The sequence below is a fragment of the Streptomyces sp. NPDC006529 genome (assembly GCF_040611795.1).
GTDB lineage: Bacteria > Actinomycetota > Actinomycetes > Streptomycetales > Streptomycetaceae > Streptomyces.
This window is the reverse complement of record NZ_JBEXPB010000067.1, coordinates 1-25,186: the sequence shown is the minus strand read 5'-3', so window position 1 is coordinate 25,186 and position 25,186 is coordinate 1. Positions and strand designations below refer to the sequence as shown.

At 74.2% G+C, this 25,186-nt stretch carries 18 protein-coding genes; 10 read left to right on the top strand and 8 right to left on the bottom strand.

The window, feature by feature from the left end:
* Positions 1–236 precede the first annotated feature (236 nt).
* Positions 237–812 carry a hypothetical protein gene (locus ABZY31_RS29270; RefSeq protein WP_356416235.1) on the top strand — a complete coding sequence of 192 codons (576 nt, stop codon included), beginning with the start codon at positions 237–239 and terminating at the stop codon, positions 810–812.
* Between the two features lie 93 nt (positions 813–905).
* Positions 906–1,967 carry a serine/threonine-protein kinase gene (locus tag ABZY31_RS29265; protein WP_356416232.1) on the top strand — a complete coding sequence of 354 codons (1,062 nt, stop codon included), beginning with the start codon at positions 906–908 and terminating at the stop codon, positions 1,965–1,967.
* A 48-nt stretch (positions 1,968–2,015) separates the two neighbouring features.
* Here the strand turns inward: ABZY31_RS29265 and ABZY31_RS29260 are convergent, their stop codons facing one another.
* The 7 genes from ABZY31_RS29260 to ABZY31_RS29230 form a co-directional block, all read right to left on the bottom strand.
* A complete protein-coding gene (locus ABZY31_RS29260) occupies positions 2,016–2,249 on the bottom strand; it encodes a helix-turn-helix transcriptional regulator (RefSeq protein ID WP_356416230.1) in 234 nt (77 codons plus the stop codon).
* A 227-nt stretch (positions 2,250–2,476) separates the two neighbouring features.
* Positions 2,477–4,936 carry a SpoIIE family protein phosphatase gene (locus ABZY31_RS29255; RefSeq protein ID WP_356416227.1) on the bottom strand — a complete coding sequence of 820 codons (2,460 nt, stop codon included), beginning with the start codon at positions 4,934–4,936 and terminating at the stop codon, positions 2,477–2,479.
* Positions 4,937–5,051: 115 nt separating this feature from the next.
* Complete coding sequence (locus ABZY31_RS29250; protein ID WP_356416224.1) at positions 5,052–5,708, bottom strand: 4'-phosphopantetheinyl transferase superfamily protein; 657 nt, start codon at positions 5,706–5,708, stop codon at positions 5,052–5,054.
* An 8-nt stretch (positions 5,709–5,716) separates the two neighbouring features.
* Positions 5,717–10,267 (bottom strand): aminotransferase class I/II-fold pyridoxal phosphate-dependent enzyme, encoded by a 4,551-nt coding sequence (locus ABZY31_RS29245; RefSeq protein ID WP_356416221.1) that lies wholly within the window; start codon positions 10,265–10,267, stop codon positions 5,717–5,719.
* Between the two features lie 146 nt (positions 10,268–10,413).
* The gene (locus ABZY31_RS29240) at positions 10,414–11,157 is read right to left on the bottom strand and encodes a YhjD/YihY/BrkB family envelope integrity protein (RefSeq protein WP_356416241.1); all 744 of its coding nucleotides are present in this window, start codon (positions 11,155–11,157) and stop codon (positions 10,414–10,416) included.
* Positions 11,158–11,306: 149 nt separating this feature from the next.
* Positions 11,307–12,638: a phenylacetate--CoA ligase PaaK gene (gene paaK, locus ABZY31_RS29235; protein ID WP_356416218.1), complete on the bottom strand. Its 1,332-nt coding sequence runs from the start codon at positions 12,636–12,638 to the stop codon at positions 11,307–11,309.
* 95 nt (positions 12,639–12,733) lie between these two features.
* Positions 12,734–14,404 (bottom strand): acyl-CoA synthetase, encoded by a 1,671-nt coding sequence (locus ABZY31_RS29230; protein WP_356416215.1) that lies wholly within the window; start codon positions 14,402–14,404, stop codon positions 12,734–12,736.
* Positions 14,405–14,589: 185 nt separating this feature from the next.
* Here ABZY31_RS29230 and ABZY31_RS29225 point away from each other — a divergent pair, with 185 nt between their 5' ends.
* The 8 genes from ABZY31_RS29225 to ABZY31_RS29190 all read left to right on the top strand — a co-directional run bounded on the left by ABZY31_RS29225 (position 14,590) and on the right by ABZY31_RS29190 (position 23,213).
* Entirely contained in the window at positions 14,590–15,390 is an 801-nt protein-coding gene (locus tag ABZY31_RS29225; protein ID WP_356416212.1) for a crotonase/enoyl-CoA hydratase family protein, read from the top strand.
* 159 nt (positions 15,391–15,549) lie between these two features.
* Positions 15,550–16,536: an OB-fold domain-containing protein gene (locus ABZY31_RS29220; protein WP_356416209.1), complete on the top strand. Its 987-nt coding sequence runs from the start codon at positions 15,550–15,552 to the stop codon at positions 16,534–16,536.
* The gene (locus tag ABZY31_RS29215) at positions 16,536–17,603 is read left to right on the top strand and encodes a thiolase domain-containing protein (protein ID WP_356416207.1); all 1,068 of its coding nucleotides are present in this window, start codon (positions 16,536–16,538) and stop codon (positions 17,601–17,603) included. Before ABZY31_RS29220 ends, ABZY31_RS29215 begins: the two co-directional genes overlap by 1 nt.
* Positions 17,600–18,775, top strand: coding sequence for a thiolase domain-containing protein (locus tag ABZY31_RS29210; RefSeq protein WP_356416205.1), 1,176 nt, complete (start codon positions 17,600–17,602; stop codon positions 18,773–18,775). The genes ABZY31_RS29215 and ABZY31_RS29210 overlap by 4 nt, the downstream gene beginning before the upstream one ends.
* A 132-nt stretch (positions 18,776–18,907) precedes the next feature.
* Entirely contained in the window at positions 18,908–19,147 is a 240-nt protein-coding gene (locus ABZY31_RS29205; RefSeq protein ID WP_356416202.1) for a DUF397 domain-containing protein, read from the top strand.
* 88 nt (positions 19,148–19,235) lie between these two features.
* Positions 19,236–19,640 (top strand): ACT domain-containing protein, encoded by a 405-nt coding sequence (locus ABZY31_RS29200; protein WP_356416200.1) that lies wholly within the window; start codon positions 19,236–19,238, stop codon positions 19,638–19,640.
* 101 nt (positions 19,641–19,741) lie between these two features.
* Positions 19,742–22,585: an AAA family ATPase gene (locus ABZY31_RS29195; protein WP_356416197.1), complete on the top strand. Its 2,844-nt coding sequence runs from the start codon at positions 19,742–19,744 to the stop codon at positions 22,583–22,585.
* 127 nt (positions 22,586–22,712) lie between these two features.
* Positions 22,713–23,213, top strand: coding sequence for a hypothetical protein (locus tag ABZY31_RS29190; protein WP_356416194.1), 501 nt, complete (start codon positions 22,713–22,715; stop codon positions 23,211–23,213).
* 68 nt (positions 23,214–23,281) lie between these two features.
* On the opposite strand, the gene kstD is transcribed toward ABZY31_RS29190, so the two are convergent.
* Entirely contained in the window at positions 23,282–24,982 is a 1,701-nt protein-coding gene (kstD, locus tag ABZY31_RS29185; RefSeq protein ID WP_356416238.1) for a 3-oxosteroid 1-dehydrogenase, read from the bottom strand.
* Positions 24,983–25,186 lie beyond the last annotated feature (204 nt).

The following is a 25,186-nucleotide window of genomic DNA, read 5'->3' as shown; positions in this document are numbered from 1 at the left end:
AACCAGGAGAAGATCGCCAAGAAGTACAAGATCACCACCGAACAGCTCGACACCTGGAAGAAGAACTACCTCGACGGCGACTGGCTCGCCCTCACGACAGGCACCTTCCCCTCCGTCTAGCGGAGGACGGGGAGGTCCGGCCGGTCACCGGCCGGACCTTTCCCCTTGCAGGTCCCTTTCAGGACACCGTTCGGAAGAAATCCACGAAGACCCGTTTCTCGGCCAGGGAGAATCCCATGCGCGTACGTTCTTGGAAGCTCAGCCTCGGTTTCGTCGTATCGACCACCGTGATCGGCGTCGGCGCCATGGTCCCCGCCGCGACTGCCGCCACCGTCACCGCCGCCCCGGCCCACGCCGTCGTGGCAGCGCCGGTCATGAGCGAGCGGCACACCCCCGCACCCGGCGGCGGAAACCACCCCGGGCTGGGCGGGCTCGGCGGCAAGGTCCAGGTGGGCAACGGCAGCGTCCGCGTCGGTGACAAGGTGTGCGCGGGCAACTGCAACGGCACGGTCAACGGTACGAACGGCGGCAACGGCGGAGTCTGCGTCGGGCTGTGCAACGGCAGCGCCAACGGAGGCGGCGGCACCCAGGGCGGTACGGGCGGCGACGGCACCAAGGGCGGCAACGGCGGCGTCTGCGTCGGGCAGTGCGCGGGCAGTGTCAACGGCGGCAACGGTGGCAACGGCGGCTCGGCGCCCCCCGGGGGCGACGGCGGTAACGGCGGCAAGGGCGGCAACGGCGGCATCTGCGTCGGCTCCGGCTGCGAGACCAGCGGCCAGGGCGGCCGGGGCGGCAACGGCGGCGAAGGCTGACGGAGAGCGCCGGGAGCAGGGGAGTGCGGGGCGAGCAGCGCTCGCCCCGCATCGGGCTCACTGGATAAACTGGCCGGGTGCGGGAGGAGCCTGATGGGCACGGCATCGCATCGAAGCCTCTACACGGGCCGCCCCTCCGGTCTGATCGGGCAGGAGATCGCGGGCTACCGGATCGAGCGCATGATCGGCCGCGGCGGGATGGCGGTCGTCTACTGCGCCAAGGACCTGCGCCTGGACCGGATGGTCGCGCTCAAGCTGATCGCCCCGGAACGCGTGCGCGACGAGGTCTTCCGTCAGCGCTTCACCCACGAGTCCAGGGTCGCCGCGCGGCTCGACCACCCGCACATCGTGCCCATCTTCGAAGCCGGCGAGACGGACGGAGTCCTGTACATCGCCATGCGGTACGTGGTGGGTCCGGACCTGCGGGGCCTGCTGGACCGGGAGGGACCGCTCTCCTTGGTCACCGCCGTCCGCGTCGCCGCCCAGGTGGCGTCCGCACTCGACGCGGCCCACGACCACGACCTGGTGCACCGGGACGTCAAGCCCGCGAACCTGCTGGTGGCGGCGGGCACCGACAGCGATCATCCCGAACACGTCTACCTCACGGACTTCGGGCTGATGAAGAAGTCCCTCGCGCTCAGCGGGTTCACCATGGCGGGCGAGTTCGTCGGCACCCTCGACTACATGGCCCCGGAGCAGATCGCCGGGCGGCCGGTCGACGGCAGGTGCGACCAGTACAGCCTGGGCTGTGTCGTCTACGAAACCCTCGTCGGCGCGCCGCCGTTCGTCCGCGACGACGCTCCCGCGCTGTTGTGGGCGCACCAGTACGAGCCCCCGCCACCCCTCGCGGAGCGGCGGCCGGACATCCCGCCTGCGGTCGGCGGCGTGCTGGAGAAGGCCCTGGCGAAGATTCCGGAGGACCGCTACGGCTCCTGCCTGGAGTTCGTGGCGGCCCTGCGCACCGCCGCCGCGAGCGCCCCCGTACAACGCGTTGACCGGGCATCCTGGTCGGATGCCCGGTCAGCCGGGGACGGCGGGGACAGCGGGGAAAGCGGCGCGATCGGGGAAAGTACGGTGTCGGTCGCCCGGGTGTCGCCTCCGCAACCGCCGGGCTGGGCGCGGCCGGTCTTCGCGGGCCCGTCGGGCGGACGGTAGGGGTAAGGGGGCGCCCGGCCCGGGCCGCCGCTGCGGGCGGCCGGGGGGTCACAGCCCCAGGGAGACGGCGAGGCGGACCATTTCCGCCGTGGTGTTGATGTTCAGCTTGGCCCGGATCCGGCGCAGGTAGGCGTCGACCGTGTGCTTGGAGAGTCCCATGGAGCGCGCCGTCTGCACGTAGGTGCACCCTGCGGCGATGTAGCGCAGCGCCTCCTGCTCGCGGGGGGCGAGGACGGTGGCGGCGGGGGCTTCCTGGTGCGGCATGGTGAGGGTGAGGCTCATGGGACTTCCTCCGACACATCGGCTCGGTCGTCTCTGCTCACACCCTCGGAAGCAGGTAGGGGGACAAGCGACGGAATGTCGGTGTATGTCCCTGTTAAAGAGACTGGCGCCGGAACTTCATCGCCGTGTCCGGCGACTGTCACAGGCGTGTCACAGGGGAAGGGGCCGGGAACTGGACGGCGTGGCAGGGGCGGGGCCGGGAGCGCCGCACGGGCCCCGGCCGTCGCTCACAGTCCGGCCAGGGACTGCTCGGCCCAGATGGTCTTGCCGACGGGAGTGTGCCGGGTGCCCCAGCGCTGCGCGAGCTGGGCGACCAGCAGCAGGCCCCGGCCGCCCTCGTCGAAGATCCGGGCCCGCCGCATGTGCGGCGCCGTGCCGCTCGCGTCCGACACCTCGCAGATCAGCGAGGTGTCCTCGTGGATCAGCCGCAGCTGGATGGGCGGCTCGCCGTAGCGGATGGCGTTGGTGACCAGTTCGCTGACCACGAGTTCGGTGACGAAGGCCGCCTCGTCGAGCCCCCAGGCCGTCAGCTGCTCGGTGGCGTCACGGCGGGCCTGGCCGACGATGGAGGGGTCGGGCGGTACGTCCCACACGACGACCTTGTCGGCGTGCAGGGCCCGGGTCCGGGCGACGAGCAGGGCGACATCGTCGTCGGGGGGATGGGTCAGCAGTGTGGTCAGGACGCGGTCGCAGACCGCGTCCAGGGTGGACGCGGGCCGCAGCAGGGCGGTGAACATGCTGTCCAGGGCCTCGTCGATGTCGTGGTCGCGGGCCCGGAGCAGACCGTCGGTGTACAGGGCGAGGATGCTCCACTCCGGCAGCTCCACCTCGATCGTCTCGAAGGGCAGGCCCCCCAGGCCCAGCGGCGGCCCGGCCGGGACGTCGAGCAGGTACGCCGAGCCCTCCGGCGAGACCACCACGGGCGGCGGGTGACCCGCCCGGGCGGCGGTACAGCGGCGGGTGATCGGGTCGTAGACCACGTACAGGCAGGTGGTGCCGATGCCCGCCGCGCTGTCCCCGCCCTCCGGGTCGCCCTCGTCCGCGGACAGGTGGATGACCAGATCATCGAGGTGGGTCAGCAGCTCGTCGGGCGGCAGGTCCACGTCGGCCAGGGTGCGCACCGCGGTGCGCAGCCGGCCCATGGTGGCGGAGGCGCGGATGCCGTGGCCGACGACATCGCCCACCACCAGGGCCACCCGGGCACCCGAGAGCGGGATCACGTCGAACCAGTCGCCGCCCATGCCCGCCTCGCCGCGGGCCGGCAGGTAGCGGGAGGCGGTTTCGAGCGCCGAATGCGCGGGGAGCGAATGCGGCAGCATGCTGCGCTGGAGCATCATCGTGGAGGTGTGCTCGCGGGGGTGCCGGGGCGCGCTGCGGATGCCCACCGCGGCCTTGCCCGTCAGCTCCTCGGCCAGCCACAGGTCCTTCGGCTGGAACGGCTCCCGCCGCTGGTGGCGGCTGAAGACGGCCACCCCGAGCGTGACGCCCGCCGCGCGCAGCGGTACGACCATCATCGAGCGGGACCCGTACTCGTTCACCCAGGCCGCCGCCGGGTCCTCGCTCACCCAGCGGGCCAGGGCCGGATCGTCCGCCCCGTACACCGCGCCCCGGCCGGCGGCCAGGCACTGGGCGAGCGGTGACCGGGCAGGATGGACGGCCAGCTCGCCGACCGGGATCCGTGACTCCGGGCTGTCCCGCAGGACCGACCGGGCGGCCGCGCGGCGCAGGGTGACCGGGCCGGACGGCCCGCGGGAGGGCTCGTTGCCGCGGGGCACGGGCTCCAGCAGGTCGACGACGACGTAATCGGCGAGACCCGGGACGGCGACGTCCGCCAGCTCCTGCGCGGTACGGGCACTGTCCGGGGTGGTGCCGATGCGCGCCACGGCCGCCGCGGCGTCGAGCGGCGCCGGAGGCGGCCTGCGGTCACTCTCGGCCCCGCTCTCCCGGTGCGCCGCCAGGGACACCGCGCGCACCCGGCCGTCGGAGTCGCGCAGCGGGGCGAGCGAGGTCGACCAGCCCTGCTCCGCTTCCGCCCCCGAGGGGCGGACGAAGTCGTCGAGGTGCTGCGGCTCGCCGGTCTCGCGCACCCGGCGCATCTTGCGCTGGGTCTCCTCGCTCACCGGCCCCGGGGCGATGTCCGGCAGCCGCAGCCCGCGCATCTGCGCCTCGGTCAGGGACAGCGCGCGCTTCATGCCCGCGTTCGCCCGCACCAGCCGCAGGTCCTCACCGAAGATCGCCAGGACGAAGGGGGACTGGGCGAAGGCCCATTCGCTCAGCGGTTCGGCCCACGGCGGTCCCGGCTCGCCCGGGACCGCCGTGACCACGGACCACCGGACGTTCCCGCCCGTGGTGACCCGCCGATGGGCGATCAGCCCCAGCTCCAGCCGCCTGCCGTCCCGGTGCCGCAGCGCCACGGTGCCGCTCCACCGCTCCTGTCCGGGCGGGACGCGCGGCGCCGGGTCACCGATGTCATCGGCGAGCAGGTGCACGGCGGGCAGACCCACGACCTCCGAGGGGACGTAACCGAGCAGGCGCGCGGCCTCCGGGCTCCACTCGGTGACGATGCCCTGCTCGCTGAGGGTGGCCGTGGCCGTGGCCGCGGTGCCCCCCGTGGCGGGGTGCACCCCCTCCACCGGGGCCCTCGTCTCCTCCGGCCGCTCACCGGGAGAGGTGGGAACTTGCTCCATCGCCGCTCATCTCGCCCTCGCTAGATCCTGCGCCGCGTCCCACGGCGCCCCGCACGGCCAGGGGCTCCACTGACAAGCATGATCCGGCGGGGCACGGAGCACCAACGCAGTGTCGTCACCCCCGGTTCCCGGCGGGCGCGAGGACGAGGGCCAGGACCGCGCCGCCGACCCGCCACACCATCGCGGGGCGGCCGCCACCGAGCACGGGCGGCCGCAGGCCGAGGATCTCGATGCCGCGGGCGGCGTCGCCGTAGATGCCGCTCCGGTCGGCCTTGACCGCGGCCTCCTTGAGCGCCCACGCGCCGGCCAGCGCCTCGGGCCGGTCCGTACCGACGACGGACCGTTCGCGGGCCGACAGGATGTGGTCGGCGACGCGGAGCACCGCAGGGGCCGAGGCGGTCTCGCACAGGTCCACTCCGACCGGCCCCGGTGCCAGGGCCGCGGCGACGTGGTGGGCGGTGTGGCTGAGGGAGACGTGCACCGCGGGTACCGGAGCGCCGTCGGCCAGGAGGTGCGGGCTGCCGTCGGCGCGCGGGAGGATCTCCACCCCGTGCGCCGCCCCGGCGAGGACCTCCCGGACGAGGCGCCGGGCGACCAGCCGGCCGGCCAGCCATTCGGTGCGCCGCCGGCCCGGCAGGGCGTCGGCCACGCGCCGTTCGGCCGGTGAGAGGACCGGGCTCCCGCGCAGGTCGCGGCGCCGGGCCACGAGGAGGGCGGCTCCGCCCCACCGGTGCACGTGGCCCGGCGTGATCGGCCGGAAGGTGCTCTCCACGACGGCGCTCACGCGGCCCGGGCCGGGGCATCCGCCGCCTGCTCGCGCTCCAGCGCGGCGACCACGGCCCGGATCTGGGCGGGCGTGTGGTCACAGGTGACGAAGAAGCGGAGCCGGGCCATCTCCTCGGGCACGGCCGGATGGAGGATCGGATTGACGCTGATGCCCTGCTGGAACAGGGCCTCGGCGAGCCGCAGCGCCTTCAGCGAGTCCCCGACGATGCAGGGGACGATCGGCGTGTCGTGACTGTCCCCGACGCCGATGCCCGCCTTTCGGGCGAGCCGGACGAACAGAGCGGCGTTCTCCGTCAGCCGTGCCACCCGGTGCGGCTCGGCGCGCAGCGTCCGCAGGGCGGTCAGGGACGCCGCGGTGTCGGCCGGGGTCATCCCGGCGCTGTAGACGAAGCCGGGGACGGTGTAGCGCAGGAACTCGATCACCCGGCGGCTCCCGGCGACGTAGCCGCCGCAGCTCGCCAGGGCCTTGGACAGCGTCCCCGACCACAGCTCGACGGCCGCGCGGTCGATGCCGAAGTACTCCCCGATGCCGCCGCCCGTCGCGCCGATCGTTCCGATGCTGTGCGCCTCGTCGATCATCAGCAGCGCGCCGTGCCGCCGCTTGACCTCGACGAGGGCGGGCAGGTCGGCGATGTCCCCGTCCATGCTGTACACGCCCTCGATGACGACGAGCACCCGCCGGTACTGGTGGCGCACCTGCCGCAGGAGGGCGTCGAGGGCGGCCGCGTCGTTGTGGGGGAAGGGGCGCCGGGTGGCTCCGGAGAGCGTGCAGCCCTGCAGGATGCTGTCGTGGGCCAGGGAATCGTGGACGACCAGGTCCCCCGGCCCCACGAGGTGACCGATGACGGTGACGTTGGTCGCGTGTCCGTTCGCCAGGGCGAGCGCGTCGTCGCAACCGAGCAGGGCGGCGAGTTCCGCTTCGAGTTCCAGGTGGAGCGGACGGCTGCCGGAGAGCAGCCGGCTGGCGGACACGGAGGTGCCGAAACGGTCGACGGCCTGCCGGGCCGCCTCCTTCACGCGCGGGTGCGTCGCCAGGCCCAGGTAGTTGTAGCTGGAGAAGGACAGGAGTTCCCGGCCGTCGACGACCGTCGTGTCCGTCATGCCGCCTTCGTGGACGAGGAAGTACGGATTGGGCACGCCCAGTTCGGTGAGCGAGGCGATGCGCTCGCCGAGGGCGGTGACCTCCGGGAAGCACTCGATCCGCGTGTGCTCCTCGGGCGACGGGTTCGCGGCGGGCGGGGCCGCTGCGTGCGGTGCTTCTACGCGCGGGGTGCGAGGGTGCCCCGCGGAGTCCGCGGGTACGCCGGTGACCAGGGCGGCGATCCTTCCGATGGTCGGCCGGTCCGCCACCGCTTCGTCGAACCGCCACCGCGGCCACTGCCGCTTGAGCGAGGTGAACAGGTCGGTCAGCATCAGCGAGTCGAATCCGAGCTCGTCGATCAGGAGCTGGTCGTCGCGCAGGTGGCCGACCGGGAAGGCACTGATGCGCGCCACGTGCGCGGTCACGGCCTCGGTGACGTCCGCGAGGTCCCCGATGAACGAAGGCTCCTCGGCGGGCGCGGGCGCGGGCTCGTGGTCGGGCTCGGGAGCCGGGTCGGGTACGACGGTCAGCACGGGAACGGCCGGTACCGCGGGGACGGCGGGCTCGGGGGAAACCGGGGCCGGTGCCGGGGCGGCGGGGGCGTCCCGCCGCGCGGGTTCCCGCTCCGTGATCCAGTAGGACCGGGTGTCGAGCCGCGCCACCGGCAGGTCCAGCAGCCGGCGCTCCTCCCGCGGGACCAGGGCGCGCGGGTCGACCGGGACGCCCAGGACCGCGAGCCGGGCGAGGGCCAGGACGAAGGTACGTCCGCCGTCCGGGGCTTCGCCGTCGGCGGGCACGAGGTGGACGTCGCCGTGACCGGCGAGGTTGCGGCGGACGGCGGTGAGCAGGGAGCTGCCGCCGTTGATCTGGAGGAAGACGCGGGCGCCCTCGGCGTAGGCGGTGCGCACGGCGTCGCTGAAGCGGACCGGCGCCGACGCGTGCCGGGTCCACAGGTCGCGCAGCTGCTCGGGGTCGGTGCAGACCTCGGCGCTCACGCACGACACGAACGGCAGGGCGGGAACGCCGACGCGGTGGGCGGCGAGGCCCGCGCGCACGCTCTCCTCGGCGGCGGCCAGCCGCGGCGAGTGGAAGGCGTGGGACACCTCCAGCGCCGCCGTCACGACCCCGGCCCCGGCGCAGGCCCGCCGCAGGGCGGCGAGTCCCTCGGCCGTGCCGCTGACCACGACCTGCCGCGGCTGGTTGAAGCACGCGAGCCACACGTCGTCGATGTCCGCGACGAGCCGGCGGCAGGTCTCCTCGTCGCTCTGGAGGGCGAGCATGCCGCCCCGGAAGCCGCTCTCGGCCCGCCGCAGGGCCGCGCCACGGTGGACCAGCAGCCGGACGGTGTCCACCTGCGTGAGCGCTCCGGCCGCCGCGGCGGCGGCGAACTCGCCGACGCTGTGGCCGAGCGAGAGGTCGGGGGCGACGCCGCAGTCGGCGAGGACGCGGGTGGCGGCCAGCTGGACCGTACCGAGCAGCGGCTGGCACACCTCGGTGGAGGTCATCCGCAGCCTCAGCTCCTCGGCGGCGGCCGGGGAGGCGGGAGCCTCTCCGTACAGCAGGTCGGCGAAGTCGGCCCCGAGGTCCCGCCGGGCCACGGCGCCGAGTTCCCGGAGCGCCGAACGGAAGGCGGGGAACCGCTCGTGGAGATCCCGCGCCATCCCCGGCCGCTGGCTGCCCTGGCCCGGGAAGAGGAAGGCGACGCGGCGCTGCGCGGCGGGCAGCGGGGCGTCGGAGGCGAAGGCGCCGTCGCCGAGGTCGCCCCGGGCGCCGGTGAGGAGCTGCTCACGGGCAGCGCGCAGCCGCCGCAGGAAGGCCTCGGTGTCGGCGGCGACGATCGCGAGCCGGGCCCTCAGCGGTGCGCGGGAGCCCAGGGTGTGGGCCACGGCGGCCAGCGGCGGGCGGTCCGCCGCGTCGAGTGCGCCGAGTACCTCGCCGATGTGCTCGACCAGCAGGTCGGTGCTGCCGGCCGAGAGGAGGACGAGGTGGGGGCCGGGGCCGGGGCCGCGGCTGTCCGGGGTGCCGCCGTGACCGGAGTGGTCGGCGCGGCCGGTGCCGTCGGTCCGTTCCGCGAGGTGGCCGCGGGCCGGGGCGGGCTGCCGCTCCTCCAGGACCACGTGGACGTTCGTGCCGCCGAAGCCGAACGAGCTGACGGCGGCGCGCCGGGGGGTGTCCGTGGCGGGAAAGGGGCGCGCGGTGTCGGCGAAGCGCAGGCCCGCGGCGGATATGCCCAGGTCCGGGTGGGGCGTGGTGTCCGGCTGCGGCACGATCGTGCGGTGGTGCAGGACCAGGGCGGTCTTGATGAGGCCCGCGACACCCGCCGCCGCCAGCGAGTGCCCGATGAGGGCCTTGCCCGCGGCGAGGTAGCACAGGCCCGGGTCGTCGTCGGGGTACTCGGCGCGCAGTCGGCGCAGCGCCTCGGTCTCGGCTCGGTCTCCGGCGGCGGTACCGGTGCCGTGCGCCTCGATGAAGCCGACGGAGGAGGGGGCGACGCCCGCGTCCTCGTACGCCCGGCGCATGGCGCGCAGCTGGCCGTCCGCGGTGGGGACCAGCGGTCCGGGGGAGGCTCCGTCGTTGGCCGAGCCGACGCCCTTGATGACCGCGTAGACGCGGTCGCCGGCGGCGAGCGCGTCGGCGAGCGGCCGGATGACGACGACACCGGCGCCCTCGCCGAGGACGAAGCCGTCGGCCCTCTCGTCGAACGGGCGGCACACGCCGGTGGCGGACAGCGCGCGGAGCCTGGAGAAGCCGACCAGGCTGTCGGGCGTGAGGTTCAGGTACACCCCGCCGACCAGCGCGATGCGGCAGCTGCCCTGGCGCAGCTGGGCCACGGCCTGGTCGAGCGCGACCATGGAACCGGAACAGGCGGCGTCGATCGCGAAGCTCGGGCCGCCGAGGCCGAAGTGCCGGCTGACGGTGCCGGACGCCATGGCGAGCAGGCTGCCGGGCAGGGTGAAGGCCTCGATGGCGCCGAGCCGTTCCGCCTCGTCGCCGACGGCGTCCGAGAGTGCGGGGCGGCCCTGCGCCCGCGCCTCACCGGCGAGGGTGAGCGTGCGCATGTGGGCCGTCATGAGGTCCTTGTAGTCGGACACCGACATGCCGAAGAAGACGCCGGTGTTCTCCCGGTCGAAGTCGCCGCGGCCCAGCCCCGCGTCGTCGAGGGCCTCGCGGGCGACGCCCAGCATCAGCCGGTGCTGGGGGTCCATGGACCGGGCGCGCGCGGGCGGCACCCCGAAGTGCAGGGCGTCGAAGCGGTCCACGTCGTCCAGGAAGGCGACCTGATCCGTGTACGCGGCATTGGGCGCCGGCCGGCCGCCGGGCGCGTGGAAGGCGTCGTGGTTCCAGCGGTCCCGCGGCACCCGGGAGAACTGCCGCTCCGCACGGAGCAGGAGGTTCCAGTAGGCCCGGAGGTCCGGGGCGGAGGGGAAGCGGCAGCCGAGTCCGATGATGGCCATGTCAGTCATGAGGGGGGTTCCTTGTCATCGTGCCGGGGGCGGACGGCCACCGGGTGGTGGCGCGGAGCGGTGGGTTTCCACCGTGCCCGCGGGCGGCACGAGGCCGTAGCCCCGGCTATTCGTCACTTGACAACGGGCATCACCCCGGCAGTGCGTCAGGGCGCGTGGAAGCCGTCCGCGCGCAGGCGCCGCAGGGTCCGGTGCTCGTGGACCAGGCGCCCGACGAGGGCGCCGCCGTAGACGACGAAGCCGACGCCGACGAGCCAGGACTGGACGACCAGCAGGGTGCCGAAGGGGCCGTAGGTGACGGCGTTCGAGGCGATGAGCGGCGAGAAGACCAGCTGCGAGAAGACGCGCAGCCCCAGCAGGCCGAGGCTGGTGGCGACGGCCCCGGGCAGCAGCGCCGGCCAGCGGACCCTGCCGCCGAGCAGCAGCCGCTGCGAGCCCCAGAAGAACAGGCAGGTGCCGGTCAGGTCGCCCACCGTGCCGATGCCCGTCCCGAGGGCGTCGTCGGACGGCGAGGGGATGACGACCAGCAGGGCGATGTAGGAGACCAGCAGGGCCAGCCACACGACGTGCCGCCACATGGTGTGCCAGCGGGCGGTCGGCAGGTCCCAGACCTTCTCGTAACCGGTCTGGACGGCGGAGCCGAAGGTCAGCCCGAAGACCGCCAGGGCCGCCAGACCGAAGGCGGTGGTGCGCTCCAGTGCCTGGTTCGCCGAGCCGAAGAGGACCTCGACCCGGGCGCGGGAGGACGAGGAGACCCCGAGGGCCTGCCCCAGCCAGCGCCCGAACCCCTCACCGCTGCCGGGGGCGGCGGCGGCCACGACGATCAGCAGGGGCACGAGGGTGAGGAACCCGAGGGCCGCGAAGCCCATCGCCCGGTGCATCAGCTCCATCTCCCGGCCACGGCTCCACGCCAGCCCGGCGGAGGACGCCTGGAGCCGGTCGCAGAGGTGCCGGAGGGACGGGATCACGCACCATGACCTACCCGCGAGCGCCCTCCGCTTCCCGGATGCGGCCCGCAATTGCCCCCGAAGGGGTGGTTTCAGCCCTGCGGGGGCGTGTCCTCGCGCCCGCGGAGGTCCACGACGCGGCGCAGCTTGCCCACGGAGCGCTCCAACGTCCACGGGTCCACCACCTCGACGCGCACGGAGACCCCGATGCCCTCCTTGACCGCCCGGACCACGGCGGCCGCCGCGGCCTCGCGCTCGGCCGGGGTGGCGTCGGGGCGGGCCTCGGCGCGGACCGTCAGGGCGTCCATCCGGCCTTCGCGGGTGAGGCGGAGCTGGAAGTGCGGGGCCAGCGCTGCCGATGACGTCCGCAGGATGACCTCCTCGATCTGCGTGGGGTAGAGGTTGACCCCGCGCAGGATGATCATGTCGTCGCTGCGGCCCGTCACCTTCTCCATCCGGCGCAGGGCCGGCCGCGCGGTGCCGGGCAGCAGGCGGGTCAGGTCCCGGGTGCGGTAGCGGATCACCGGCATGGCCTCCTTGGTGAGCGAGGTGAACACCAGCTCCCCGGGCTCCCCGTCGGGCAACACCTCGCCCGTGAACGGATCGACGACCTCCGGCAGGAAGTGGTCTTCCCAGATGTGGAGCCCGTCCTTCGTCTCCGCGAATTCCTGCGCCACGCCGGGTCCGATCACCTCCGACAGCCCGTAGATGTCGACGGCGTCGATGCCGAGCCGCTCCTCGATCTCGCGGCGCATCTCCTCGGTCCACGGTTCCGCGCCGAAGATCCCGGTCCGCAGGGAGGTGGACCGCGGATCGATGCCCTGGCGCTCCATCTCGTCGAGCAGCGTCAGCATGTAGGAGGGGGTCACCATGATGACCTCGGGGCGGAAGTCCTGGATCAGCCGGACCTGGCGGTCGGTCATCCCGCCGGACGCGGGCACGACCGTACAGCCCAGGCGCTCGGCGCCGTAGTGCGCGCCCAGGCCGCCGGTGAAGAGCCCGTAGCCGTAGGCGACGTGCACGACGTGGCCGGGGCGGCCGCCCGCCGCGCGGATCGAGCGGGCGACCACCTCGGCCCAGGTGCCGAGATCGCCCTCGGTGTAGCCGACGACGGTCGGCGCTCCGGTCGTGCCGCTGGAGGCGTGCAGCCTGCGCACCTCGGACCGGGGGACGGCGAACATCCCGAAGGGGTAGTTGTCGCGCAGGTCGGCCTTGGTGGTGAAGGGGAACCGGGCGAGGTCGGCGAGCGAGCGGCAGTCGTCGGGGTGCAGTCCCGCCTTGTCGAAGGCCTGCCGGTAGAAGGGGACGTGCGCGTAGGCGCGGTGCAGGGTCGCGCGGAGCCGGGTCAGCTGGAGCTCCGCCAGGGCGTCGGGCGTCAGCCCTTCGCTGTGGTCCTGGAAAGCGGAAGCGCTGGAAGCAGCCATCTCGTCACCCCGTTGTGAGCCAACCGACCGATCATTCGGTAGCCTGCCGGAGCGCGGGGCGGAAATCAATGTCCCGCCCGGTCGCTTCCCGCCGGTCAGCCCCGCGTGCCGCCCTCCGCCACCGCCGCTCCGGCCGCCGTCCCGGCCGACGCCTCCGCCTGCGAGGCCACGGTTTTCGCCCACCGGTAGTCCGCCTTGCCGCTCGGGGAGCGCTGGATGCTCGGCGCGATGACCAGCTGGCGCGGGATCTTGTACCCGGCCAGCTTGGTGCGGCAGTGGGTCTGGATGTCCTCCAGGCTCGGGGCGGCGGCTCCCGTGCGGACCTGCACCACCGCAGCGACGTGGTTGCCCCACTTCGCGTCGGCGACCCCGGCCACCAGGGCGTCGTACACGTCCGGGTGGGACTTGAGGGCCTGCTCGACCTCCTCCGGGTAGACCTTCTCGCCGCCCGTGTTGATGCACTGCGAGCCGCGCCCGAGGATCGTGACGATGCCGTCCTCGTCGACCGTCGCCATGTCGCCGAGCAGCACCCAGCGCTCCGCGCCCCGCTGGAAGAAGGTCTCCGCCGTCTTGACGGGGTCGTTGTAGTAGCCGAGCGGGACGTGTCCGCGCTGCGCCAGCCGCCCCGGTTCGCCCACCGCGACCGGTTCGTGCGTCACCGGGTCCACCACCTGCGTGCGCTCGTTGACCTCCAGCCGGAACCCTTTCTCCGGACCGGAGTCGCTGGTCGCCCGTCCGTTGGAACCGGACTCGGACGAACCGAAGTTGTTCAGCAGCATCACGTGCGGGGCCAGCGCCTGGAACTCGGCGCGCACCGTCTCCGACATGATCGCCCCGGAGGAGGAGACGCTGAACAGCGAGGACAGGTCGGCGCCCTTCAGGGGGCCGCGCAGGGCGTCGATGAGCGGCCGCAGCATCGCGTCGCCGACCAGGGAGACGCTGGAGACCTTCTCCCGGCCGATGGTGCGGATCACGTCCTCGGGCGTGTACTTGCGATGGATCGCCACCCGCTGGCCGTAGTTGAAGGCGACGAACGACGTCAGGGTCGAGGTGCCGTGCATCAGCGGGGGAGCGGGGAAGAAGGTCAGGCCCGGGCTGTTCTTCGCGACGCGCTCGGCGAGTTCCTCCGGCCGCCGCACCGGCTGCCCCGAGGGTTCGCCGCCGAACAGCCCGGCGAAGAACAGGTCTTCCTGGCGCCACATCACGCCCTTGGGCATGCCGGTGGTGCCGCCCGTGTAGATGATGAAGAGGTCGTCGGGCGACCGCGGACCGAAGCCGCGCCCGGCGGACCCGGCCGCCTCGGCCTCGGCGTACGGCACGGCGTCCAGGTGCGGGGCGCCGTCGGGAGCCGTCCCCACCCGCACGAGGTGGCGCAGCTTCTCCGTCTGCGGCAGGGCGCCCGCGACGCGCGCGGTGAACTCGGCGTCGAAGACGAGCGCAGCGAGGTCGGCGTCGCGGTAGAGGTAGACCAGTTCCTCCTCCACGTAGCGGTAGTTGACGTTGACCGGTACGAGCCGCGCCTTGAGCGCGGCCAGGACGGTCTGCAAGTACTCGACGCCGTTGTAGAGGTGAAGTCCCAGGTGCTCGCCGGGCTTCAGGCCGCTGTCCAGCAGGTGGTGCGCGATCCGGTTCGCCGCGGCGTCCAGCTCCGCGTACGTGAGGCGGCGCTCCGCGCCGGTGCCCGGGTGGTCCACGTACACGAGGGCCTCGCGGTCGGGAACCACGTCGACGACCGACTCGAACAGGTCGGCAAGGTTGTACTCCACCGTTCCTCCTGACCCCGGAAAACCCGCATGACAGAGCCGCGCTGGGCGGCACGGCGGCCATTAGAGCGCCGTGTCTGCCAACTGGGAAGGGCGCCACCCAAGAAAACTGACTGAGTGTCAGAAAACTATTGAACTGCACCCGCCCCTCCTGCAACCTGTTCTAGGTCTTGAGAGGGAGGACGGCAATGGGTGGGACGGAACACCTGACCGTGGAACGGCACGGCGCCACGCTGGTGCTCACCATGAACAGGCCCGAGGCGAAGAACGCGCTCTCGCTGCCGCTGCTGGTGGGCCTGTACGACGGCTGGCTCGAAGCCGACGCGGACGACGCGGTCCGGTCGGTGGTGCTGACCGGCGCGGGCGGCGACTTCTGCGCCGGCATGGACCTCAAGGCCCTCGCGGGCCAGGGGATGGCGGGCGACCGGTACCGGGACCGGCTGAAGGCCGACCCCGACCTGCACTGGAAGGCGATGCTGCGCCACCACCGCCCCCGCAAGCCCGTCATTGCGGCGGTCGAGGGCTACTGCGTCGCGGGCGGCACCGAGATCCTCCAGGGCACGGACATCCGGGTGGCCGGAGCGGGCGCCACCTTCGGCCTCTTCGAGGTCAGGCGCGGCCTGTTCCCGATCGGGGGGTCCACGGTCCGGCTGCCCCGGCAGATCCCGCGCACGCACGCCCTGGAAATGCTGCTGACCGGCCGGCCGTACGCCGCCGAGGAGGCGGCCAGGATCGGCCTCATCGGACAGGTGGTGCCCGACGGCACGGCCCTGGAGAAGGCCCTGGAGATCGCCGAGCTGGTCAACGGGTGCGGCCCGCTCGCCGTCGAGGCCGTCAAGGCGTCGGTGTACGAGAGCGCCGAGCTGACCGAGACCGAGGGGCTGGCCGCCGAACTCGCCCGCGGCTGGCCGGTCTTCGACACGGCCGATGCCAAGGAGGGCGCCCGCGCCTTCGCCGAGAAACGGCCGCCGGTCTACCGCCGCGCGTGAGGGAGCCCGGGCCGGCGGCGCCCCGGAGCCGCGCCCCGACCGCCGCGGCCCGGCCCCCTGCCCCCGCGCCCGGACCGCCCGGCCCCCCACCCAAGCGCCCCCCACCACCGCGCCCCGTCCCCGTCCCCGTCCCCGTCCCGGAGAATCGGAGAGCCCCTCATGACAGCCGCCCCCACACCGGAAGTGCTGCGCGCGCCCCTCGTCGTCGAGTTCCCCTTCACCCGGTCCCTCGGGCCCGTGCAGAGCGCTTTCCTCACCGGGCTGCGCGAGCGCGTCGTGCTCGGGGTGAAGACCGCCGACGGCCGGGTCATGGTGCCGCCCGTCGAATACGACCCGGTCACCGCCGAGGAGATCCGCGATCTCGTCGAGGTCGGCGCCACCGGCACCGTCACCACCTGGGCCTGGAACGGCGCCCCCCGCCCCCAGCAGCCGCTCGGCACCCCCTTCGCCTGGGTGCTCGTCCGCCTCGACGGCGCCGACACCGCCCTGCTGCACGCCCTCGACGCGTCCGGCCCCGAGGCCGTCCGCACCGGGATGCGGGTCCGGATCCGCTGGGCCGGGGAGCGCACCGGAGCCATCACCGACATCGCCTGCTTCGAACCGTACGAAGGGGACGGGGGCGAAGGGGCCGCGGACGCCGCGGCGGCCCCGGCCGGGTGCCCGCACGACGGGGTCTTCGAGGACGCCGTCACCGGCATCGTCGCCGAGGCCCGCCTCGACTACGTCTACAGCCCCGGCCGCGCCCAGACCGCGTACATCAACGCCCTCGCCGAGCGCCGCACCGTCGGCGAACGCTGCCCCTCCTGCCACAAGGTGTACGTCCCGCCGCGCGGCGCGTGCCCCACCTGCGGCGTCGCCACCACCGACCGGGTGGAGGTCGGGCCCGCCGGCACCGTCACCACCTACTGCATCGTCAACATCAAGGCCCGCAACCTCGACATCGACGTCCCGTACGTCTACGCGCACATCGCGCTCGACGGCGCCGGTCTCGCCCTGCACGGCCGGATCGGCGGCATCCCCTACGACCAGGTCCGGATGGGCCTGCGCGTGGAGCCGGTCTGGACCGAGGGCGGGCGCTACCCCGACCACTACCGGCCCACCGGCGAGCCCGACGCCGACTACGACGTGTACAAGGAGCTGATCTGATGGCCCGCGCACGCACGTCCCGCGAGGTCGCCGTCGTCGCCTTCGCGCAGAGCGACCACCGGCGCCGCACCGACGAGCTGAGCGAAGTCGAGATGGTCATGCCGGTCCTGCACCAGGTCCTCGCCCAGACCGGGCTGAAGGCCGGGGAGATCGGCTTCACCTGCTCCGGCTCCAGCGACTACCTGGCGGGCCGGGCGTTCTCGTTCACGATGACCCTCGACGGCGTCGGCGCCTGGCCGCCGATCTCCGAGTCGCACGTCGAGATGGACGGCGCCTGGGCGCTCTACGAGGCCTGGGTCAAGATCCAGACCGGCGAGGCCGACACCGCTCTCGTCTACGGCTACGGGAAGTCCTCCCCGGGATCCGTCCGCGACGTCATGACCCGCCAGCTCGACCCGTACTACCTCGCCCCCCTCTGGCCCGACTCGGTGGCCCTGGCCGCCCTCCAGGCCCAGGCGCTGATCGACGCCGGCGAGACCGACGAGAGCGCACTGGCCGCCATCGGCGCCCGCAGCCGAGCCGCCGCGGCGCAGAGCAACCCGCACGCCCAGCTCAGCGGCGCCGTCCCGCAGGGCGCCTACCAGGTCCGGCCGCTGCGCACGGGCGACTGCCCGCCCATCGGCGACGGCGCCGCCGCCGTCATCCTGGCGGCCGGGGACACCGCGCGCGCCCTGTGCCCGCGCCCCGCCTGGATCACCGGCATCGACCACCGCATCGAGGCCCACGCCCTGGGCCTGCGGGACCTCACCGATTCGCCCTCCACCCGGCTCGCCGCCGAGCACGCCGGCGTCTTCGACGCGCCCGTCGACACGGCGGAACTGCACGCACCGTTCTCCTCCCAGGAGGTGGTGCTGCGCAAGGCGCTCGGGCTCGACGGGGCCGTGCGCGTCAACCCGTCCGGCGGGGCGCTCGCCGCCAACCCGGTGATGGCGGCGGGCCTCATCCGGATCGGCGAGGCCGCCGCCCGGATCCACCGCGGCGAGTCCGACCGGGCCGTCGCCCACGCCACCTCCGGCCCCTGCCTCCAGCAGAACCTGGTCGCCGTCCTGGAAGGGGACCGAGCATGAGCGCGTCGGGCAAGGAGCCGGTCGCCGTCGTCGGCATCGGCCAGACCAAGCACGTGGCCGCCCGCCACGACGTCTCCATCGCCGGGCTGGTCCGCGAAGCGGCCGTCCGCGCCCTGGCCGACGCCGGGCTGACCTGGGCGGACATCGACGCCGTCGTCATCGGCAAGGCCCCCGACTTCTTCGAGGGCGTGATGATGCCGGAGCTGTACCTGGCGGACGCCCTCGGCGCCGTCGGCAAGCCGATGCTGCGCGTGCACACCGCCGGGTCGGTGGGGGGCTCGACCGCGCTGGTCGCGGCGAACCTGGTCGCGGCGCGGGTCCACCGGACCGTGCTGACCCTCGCCTTCGAGAAGCAGTCCGAGTCCAACGCCATGTGGGGGCTGTCCCTGCCGGTCCCCTTCCAGCAGCCGCTGCTGGCGGGGGCGGGCGGGTTCTTCGCCCCGCACGTGCGGGCGTACATGCGGCGGACCGGCGCGCCCGACACGGTCGGCTCGCTCGTCGCGTACAAGGACCGGCGCAACGCGCTCAAGAACCCCTACGCGCACCTGCACGAGCACGACATCACCCTGGAGAAGGTCCAGGCGTCGCCGATGCTCTGGGACCCGATCCGCTACTCCGAGACCTGCCCGTCCTCGGACGGCGCCTGCGCGATGATCCTCACCGACCGGGCGGGCGCGGCCCGTTCGCCGCACCCGGCCGCCTGGGTGCACGGCGGGGCGATGCGCAGCGAGCCGACCCTCTTCGCGGGCAAGGACTTCGTCTCGCCGCAGGCGGGCAAGGACTGCGCCGCCGACGTCTACCGGCAGGCGGGCATCACCGATCCGCGCCGGCAGATCGACGCGGTGGAGATGTACGTCCCCTTCTCCTGGTACGAGCCGATGTGGCTGGAGAACCTCGGCTTCGCGGACGAGGGGGAGGGCTGGAAGCTGACCGAGGCCGGGGTCACCGAACTCGACGGCGACCTCCCGGTGAACCCGTCCGGCGGTGTCCTGTCGACCAACCCCATCGGCGCCTCGGGCATGATCCGCTTCGCGGAGGCCGCCCTCCAGGTGCGGGGCCAGGCGGGAGAGCACCAGGTGGAGGGGGCCCGGCGGGCGATCGGCCACGCCTACGGCGGCGGCGCGCAGTTCTTCGCGATGTGGCTGGTGGGCGCACAGGAACCGGCCAACTGACCCTGTGGGGGCGGAAACCGGTTTCCGGACAGCGGAGCCGGACGGGCCGGCCGGTCACGGAACGCGGCCTGTCCGGCACGGCCGGTGGTGGTTAACCTTGCCCCCGGACGACGTACCGGGAGGAGCACGCACGTGGCCGAGAGCATGACTTCGAAGCCCTTCGCCGGCTGGGACAAGCCGGACCTCGATCTCAGCGGGGCGCAGTGGCAGTCGAGCAGCCGGGGAGCCGGTGACGTCCAGATCGCCTTCGTCGAGGGCTTCATCGCGATGCGCAACAGCGCGCGGCCCGGGAGCCCTTCGCTGATCTTCGCCCCGGACGAGTGGCGCACGTTCGTCATGAACGCCCGCGGCGGCGAGTTCGACCTGACGTGACTCCGGCGGCGCCGGGCCCGGTCCGCCGCGACCGGGCCCGGCGCCGTGACACGGTGGACCTTTCCGGTCACAGCACTAGGGTGTCGCCATGAGCGGCGAGAGCGACCTGCGGAAACTGCTGAGCGGCATGCGCCCCGAACTGAACGAGGGGCGGTACGTCTTCTGCACCGTGCCCGGGCCGGCGGCCCCGCCCGGGACCACACCGGTGGCCACGGTCCTGGAGCCCGAGGGCCTGACCCTGGTGCTGCGCCAGGAGGACGCCGACGCGGCCGGACTGGCGTACGACTACGTGGCCGGGTGGATCACCCTGCGCATCCACTCCGCCCTGGACGCCGTCGGCCTGACGGGGGCCTTCGCCGCCGCCCTCGCCGCGCACGGCCTCAGCTGCAACGTGATCGCCGGTCACCATCACGACCACCTCTTCGTGGCCGCCGAGCGCGCCGACGAGGCGGTCGCCGTTCTGGAGGCACTCGCCGCCGAATCGGCTGAATAACGCCGTAGGGAAAAGAAACCGATCTTTCCCGAACCACGGGCTCCCGCCGAGCTCAGGCGGGCGTACGCTGATCTCCCGAACAGGTCTGGGGGGTACCAGTCATGACGGAACGCCGGGCCCGCACACGGCGCGTATTGTTCGAACGCGAAACCGAACTGGACGCCGTCGACGAGGCGCTGGACCAGCTCACCCGCTCGCGGCCCGGCCCCGCCGGGTCCGCGCCCGTCACGGCCGGCGGCGGCGCGCTCCTCGCCTTCTGCGGCCCCGCCGGACTCGGCAAGACCACCCTGCTCGCCGAAGTGCGCCGCCGGGCCCGCGCCCGCTCCTGCACCCTGCTGAGCGCCCGCGGCGGCGAACAGGAACAGGGCCAGCCCTTCCACGTCGCCCGCCAGCTCCTGCGGCCCCGGCTGGCCGGGCGCTCCGAGGACGCCCTGCGCGCCGCCCTCGGCGGCTGGTACCCCATCGTCGGCCCCGCCCTCGGCCTGCGCGCCGCCGAGGAGGGCGCGCCCCCCGACCCCCAGGGCCTGCGCGACGGCCTCGACTGGGTGCTCACGCACCTCGCCGTCCAGCACCCGCCGGTGGTCCTCGTCCTCGACGACGCCCACTGGGCGGACCCCGAGTCGCTCGGCTGGCTCGCCGCCTTCGCGCCCCGCGCCGAACAGCTCCCGCTGCTCCTCGTGGTCGCCTACCGACCCGACGAACTGCCCGCCCATGCCGAGGCGTTCCGCACGCTGCCCGGCCGCGCGGGCAGGCGCCCGCTCAGCCTCGCCCCGCTCACCGCGGCCGCCGTCGGCCGGCTCCTGCGCGAGGAGGTCGGCGAGCACGCCGACGACGCCTTCTGCCACGAGGCCTGGGCCGTCACCGAGGGCAACCCCTTCGAGGCCGTCGAACTGAGCGCCGGGGTCCACGACCGCGGCCTCGACCCGGTCGAGGCCAGCGCCCCGCTGCTGAGCGGACTCGCCGCCGCCCAGCGCGGCAGCGGCCTGGTGGCCCGGCTCGACCGACTCGGCCCCTCCACCGTCCGCTTCGCCTGGGCCTGCGCCGTCCTCGGCACGGCCGTCCCGCGCGACCTCGCCGCCCGGGTGGCCGGTCTCGGCACCGAAGGGGCCGCCGACGCCACGGCGCGGCTGCGGGCCGCCCGTATCCTCAGCACCCCGGCCGGACCCGACGGCGGCCCGGAAGGCGGCCAGGCCCTCGAATTCGTCCACCCGCTGATCGCCTCCGCCCTCTACCGCTCCATCCCCGACGACCTGCGGGCCGCCCTGCACGGCCAGGCCGCGGTCGCCGTCGTCGACGCCGGCCTCGGCCCCTGCGCCGCCGCCCGCCACCTCCTGGAAGCCCGCCCCGACCACGACCCCTGGGTCGTGCGCACCCTGCGCGAGGCCGCCCGCGAGAACCTGCGGGCCGGAGCGCCCGAAGCGGCCCGCCGCCAGCTCGCCCGCGCCCTGCGCGAACCCCCGGCCTTCGGTGAACGGGCCGCCGTCCTCTACGAACTGGGCTGCGCCTCCCTGCTCACCGAACCCGCGAACACCGTGCACCACCTGCGCGCCGCCCTCGCCGAACCGGTCGAGGACCCGGCGCTGCGCCAGGGCATCGTGATCCGCCTCGCCCAGGTGCTCGCGCACAGCGACCGGCTCGCCGAGGCCTGCGAGGCGCTGGCCCGGGAGATCCCGGCCACCCCCGACGTCCGGGGGCGGCTGCGGCTCCAGTCCGAGCAGTTCATGTGGGGCGCCTTCAACGCGGCCGAAACCGACTCCCCGGCCCGCTCCCGCCGCCTGGCCCGGCTCGCCGACCGGCTCACCGGCCGCGACCTCACCGAGCGGTACCTGATCGGGCTGCGCGCCTGGGACGCCTGCCTTCGCGGCGAACCGGTGGACGTGGTCCTGCACCACGCCGGGCGGGCCCTCGGCGACGGCTTCAGCTGGGCGCACGAGGACCGGGGCTTCGAGGTCCCGGTGCTGGCCGCCATGGCCCACATGTACGCCGACCGGCCCGAGCGGGCGGAGGAGCTCTTCGAGGCGGGCACCGCCGAGTTCGAACGCCACGGGTGGCGCGGGGCGCACCTGTCCTTCGCCTACAGCCTGCGCGCCTACATCCGCTACCGCCGCGGGCGGCTGGTCGAAGCGGAGGAGCTGGCGCGGGCCGGACTGCGCCTCGCCGAGCGCGTGGGCCGCCGTACGCCCGTGCACTGGTACGCGATCGCCATCCTCATCGAGACCCTGCTCGCCCGGGGCCGGCCGGGGGAGGCCTGGGAGCTGGCGCGGGCGCACGCCTACGGAGAGCCGTTCCCGGCGGCCGTCGTCTTCCCGGACTCCCAGACCGTGTACGCGGAACTGCTGCTGGCCCGGGGCGAGACCGCGGCGGCCGCGGCCCAGCTGGAGGCGGTCGACCGGCGGCTCACCCCGCGCGGGATCCAGAACCCCGCGTGGTGCCCCTGGCAGCTGCACCTGGCCGAAGCGGTGGCGGACGCGGACCCCCGGCGGGCCCGCGCACTGGCCGCCGACGCGGTCCGCCGGGCCCGGGCCTTCGGGGCCCCGTCGGCCATCGGGCAGGCGCTGCGGGTGGCGGCGCGGGTGGGCCCGCGGGCCCGGCGGGCGGGGCTGCTGGAGGAGTCGGTGGCTCTGCTGAGCGGCTCGCCCGCCCGGTACGAGCTGAGCCGGTCGCTGCTGGCCCTGGGGGTGGCCCGGCGGGAGGCGGCCGCCCTGGAGCGGGCCGCGGCGGTGGCGTCCTCCTGCGGGGCGGACGGGGTGGCGCGGGAGGCCGTCCGGGCCCTGGCCGCCGTGACCCGCGGCGCCGGTGGGGCGCCTGCCCGCCCGGCGGGGCCGTCCCCGGCGGATGCGCCGGCTCGGCCTGCCCCCGCCCCCGCCGTCCCCGCCCCCGCCGTAGGCGTCGGCCGACCCGCTCCCTCGGGACGGCGGCCGGTCCCCGCGCGGCCCGTTCCGTGAGCGGGATACGGCCGGGCCCGGTCCGGCCCCCGGCCCCCGGCAGGCCGCCGGGGCGCCCGGACCGGCCGCCCCGCGGCGGTTGCGGGGCCCGGGTCGGAAAACCCACGCGGCCACGTACCATGGCCGCATGTCCTTCCTCCGCCGCCGCAGCGCCGCCACTCCCGCCGGCCCGGACTTCGATGTCCTCGCCATGGATCCGGGTGACTGGCCGGGCAACCTCGGGGCCGGCCTGCTCCCCGCCCCCGACGGCAGCTGCCAGGGTGTCTTCCTGCGCTACGACCTCTTCGGCGGCCGCGGCCCCGCGATGATCATCGGCAACCTCCCCGAGGGCTCGCCGGCCCGCGAGCTGGCCGACAAGCAGGTCCCCTTCGAGGTGGCCCAGCTCCTCGACGCACTGGAGAACGACGAGGACGTCGAGGTCACCGGCATCGAGGACTGCCCCGTCATGCAGGGCGACAACCTCCTCATCGTCCGCAAGGTCAAGCTCTCGGAATCCCGCATCTCCTGCGTGCAGTTCGACCGCAGCGACAACGTGCTGGTCACCATCGCCAGCTGGGACCGCCCGATCACCGACGACCTCTACGCGCTGCTCAAGCCGCTGCCCGCCGAGCTGTTCCAGCAGGGCTGAGCCCCCGGACCCGCCCGCCCGGGGCCCGGGCGGCGGCGGAGCCGCCCGGGTCGCTCCGGCCGCCGGCGCTACGCGTCCGCGATGTCGTTGGCCGCCACGTAGCCGAAGGTCATCGCGGGGCCGATCGTCGAACCCGCCCCCGCATAGCTGTGCCCCATCACGGCCGCGCTCGCGTTGCCCGCGGCCCACAGCCCCCGGATCACCGAGCCGTCCTCCCGCAGCGCCCGCGCCCGCGCGTCCGTCACGATCCCGCCCTTGGTGCCGAGGTCGCCCGGCACGATCTTGAAGGCGTGGAACGGCGGCGCCCACACCGGGGCCAGACAGGAGTTCGGGTGCACGCCCGGGTCCGTGTAGTAGTGGTCGTAGGCCGTGTCGCCGCGGTGGAAGTCCGGGTCGGTCCCGTTCCAGGCCTGCGCGTTGAACCGGTTGAGCGTGGCCCGCAGGGCGGCCGCCGGTACCCCGATCTGGCCCGCCAGGGCGTCCCAGGACCAGGCCTTCTTCGCCGCGCCCGCCTCGTACCAGGAGTCGGGGAAGACGATCGTCGGCAGCACGTCCTTGAACAGGTACTTGTTGCGGTAGTTCTGGTCCACGATCAGCCAGGCCGGGATGTGCGAACCCGTGCCCCCGTCCTTCTCGTACATCACGTGCACCACATCGCTGTACGGAGCCGCCTCGTTGACGAACCGGGCCCCCGCCCCGTTGACGATCAGCCCACCGGGCAGGGTGCGTTCGGCGAGGCAGAAGTACGGCTCGCCCGGCAGCGGGATCGAGGGACCCCACCAGGCGTCCTCCATCAACGCCAGCGCGGCCCCGGCCCGTTGGCCCGCCCGGATGCCGTCGCCGGTGTTCTCCTTCGCCCCCACCGACCACGCGGTGCCGATCGGCTGCCGTTGGTACCGTGCCCGCATCTCGGCGTTGTGCTCGAAGCCGCCGGAGCCGATGACCACGCCGCGCCGGGCCCGTACGACACCGCGCGCGCCGTCCTTCTCCACCACCACACCGGTCACTGCGCCCCCCTCCTGGACCAGGTCCACCAGCGGGCTGTTCAGCCAGAGCGGTACCCCGGCCCGGAGCAGCCCCGCCCGCAGTCCGGCGGCCAGGGCCTGGCCCATGGTCAGCGGCTTCTCACCGCGCAGCGCGGCCGCCGTGCCGCGCGCCAGGCACTCCGCGGACACGGCCAGCCCCTTGGCGCTGACCGCCGCCAGGTTGAGCCACTTGTAGTCCTGGCTGAACACCACCATCCCCGCCGGGACGGGCAGGTACGCCGGGTTCAGGCGGGCCAGTTCGGCGCCCAGGACGTTTCCGTCGATCTGGTCCGGCTCGATGGAACGGCCGTTCGGCATCCCGCCGGGCAGGTTCGGGTAGTAGTCGCTGTAGCCGTCCATGAAGCGGAACCCGAGCGGGCTGTGCGCCATGACGAAGTCCAGCATGCGGGGCCCGTTGTCCAGGAACGCCTGCCGGCGCGCCACCGGTACGTCGGGCCCCACCACCGCCGACAGGTAGGCGGCGGCCTTCTCCGGCGTGTCCGGTACCCCGGCCCGCAGGATCACCGCGTTGTTCGGCAGCCAGATCCCCGCGCCCGAACGCGCCGCGGAGCCGCCGAAGGTGGGCGCCTTCTCGACCACCAGCACGCTCAGGCCGCGTCCGGCGGCGGTCAGGGCGGCGGTCATCCCGGACGCCCCCGAGCCGACCACGACCACGTCGTACGTGCCGAGCACGGGTGCGTCGGCGGCCCGCGCCGCGACGGAGGGAAGGCCGGCGGCCAGCATCCCGGCGCCGGTGCCGGCCAGGACCGTGCGCCGGGAAGGGGAGGTCGCGCTAGCGGACATGGGCGGGCTCCAGCGGGTGGGGAGGAAGGGCGGCTCTCCAGCATGTCTGATGCTGAGTCAGAAAAGGTGTTCGGGGGATCATGTGATGTCAAGACATGCGCAGGGACGGCGAGTGCGCCGGGAACGCACGAAATCCCGTGGCGC

Coding starts and splice junctions, on each gene's coding strand:
- ABZY31_RS29260 (WP_356416230.1), bottom strand. CDS start 2,249: ATGAGCCTCACCCTCACCATGCCGCACCAGGAAGCCCCCGCCGCCACC.
- ABZY31_RS29225 (WP_356416212.1), top strand. CDS start 14,590: ATGGGTGGGACGGAACACCTGACCGTGGAACGGCACGGCGCCACGCTG.
- ABZY31_RS29240 (WP_356416241.1), bottom strand. CDS start 11,157: ATGGAGCTGATGCACCGGGCGATGGGCTTCGCGGCCCTCGGGTTCCTC.
- ABZY31_RS29265 (WP_356416232.1), top strand. CDS start 906: ATGGGCACGGCATCGCATCGAAGCCTCTACACGGGCCGCCCCTCCGGT.
- paaK (WP_356416218.1), bottom strand. CDS start 12,638: ATGGCTGCTTCCAGCGCTTCCGCTTTCCAGGACCACAGCGAAGGGCTG.
- ABZY31_RS29220 (WP_356416209.1), top strand. CDS start 15,550: ATGACAGCCGCCCCCACACCGGAAGTGCTGCGCGCGCCCCTCGTCGTC.
- ABZY31_RS29210 (WP_356416205.1), top strand. CDS start 17,600: ATGAGCGCGTCGGGCAAGGAGCCGGTCGCCGTCGTCGGCATCGGCCAG.
- ABZY31_RS29190 (WP_356416194.1), top strand. CDS start 22,713: ATGTCCTTCCTCCGCCGCCGCAGCGCCGCCACTCCCGCCGGCCCGGAC.
- ABZY31_RS29270 (WP_356416235.1), top strand. CDS start 237: ATGCGCGTACGTTCTTGGAAGCTCAGCCTCGGTTTCGTCGTATCGACC.
- kstD (WP_356416238.1), bottom strand. CDS start 24,982: ATGCTGGCCGCCGGCCTTCCCTCCGTCGCGGCGCGGGCCGCCGACGCA.
- ABZY31_RS29200 (WP_356416200.1), top strand. CDS start 19,236: ATGAGCGGCGAGAGCGACCTGCGGAAACTGCTGAGCGGCATGCGCCCC.
- ABZY31_RS29245 (WP_356416221.1), bottom strand. CDS start 10,267: ATGACTGACATGGCCATCATCGGACTCGGCTGCCGCTTCCCCTCCGCC.
- ABZY31_RS29255 (WP_356416227.1), bottom strand. CDS start 4,936: ATGGAGCAAGTTCCCACCTCTCCCGGTGAGCGGCCGGAGGAGACGAGG.
- ABZY31_RS29215 (WP_356416207.1), top strand. CDS start 16,536: ATGGCCCGCGCACGCACGTCCCGCGAGGTCGCCGTCGTCGCCTTCGCG.
- ABZY31_RS29195 (WP_356416197.1), top strand. CDS start 19,742: ATGACGGAACGCCGGGCCCGCACACGGCGCGTATTGTTCGAACGCGAA.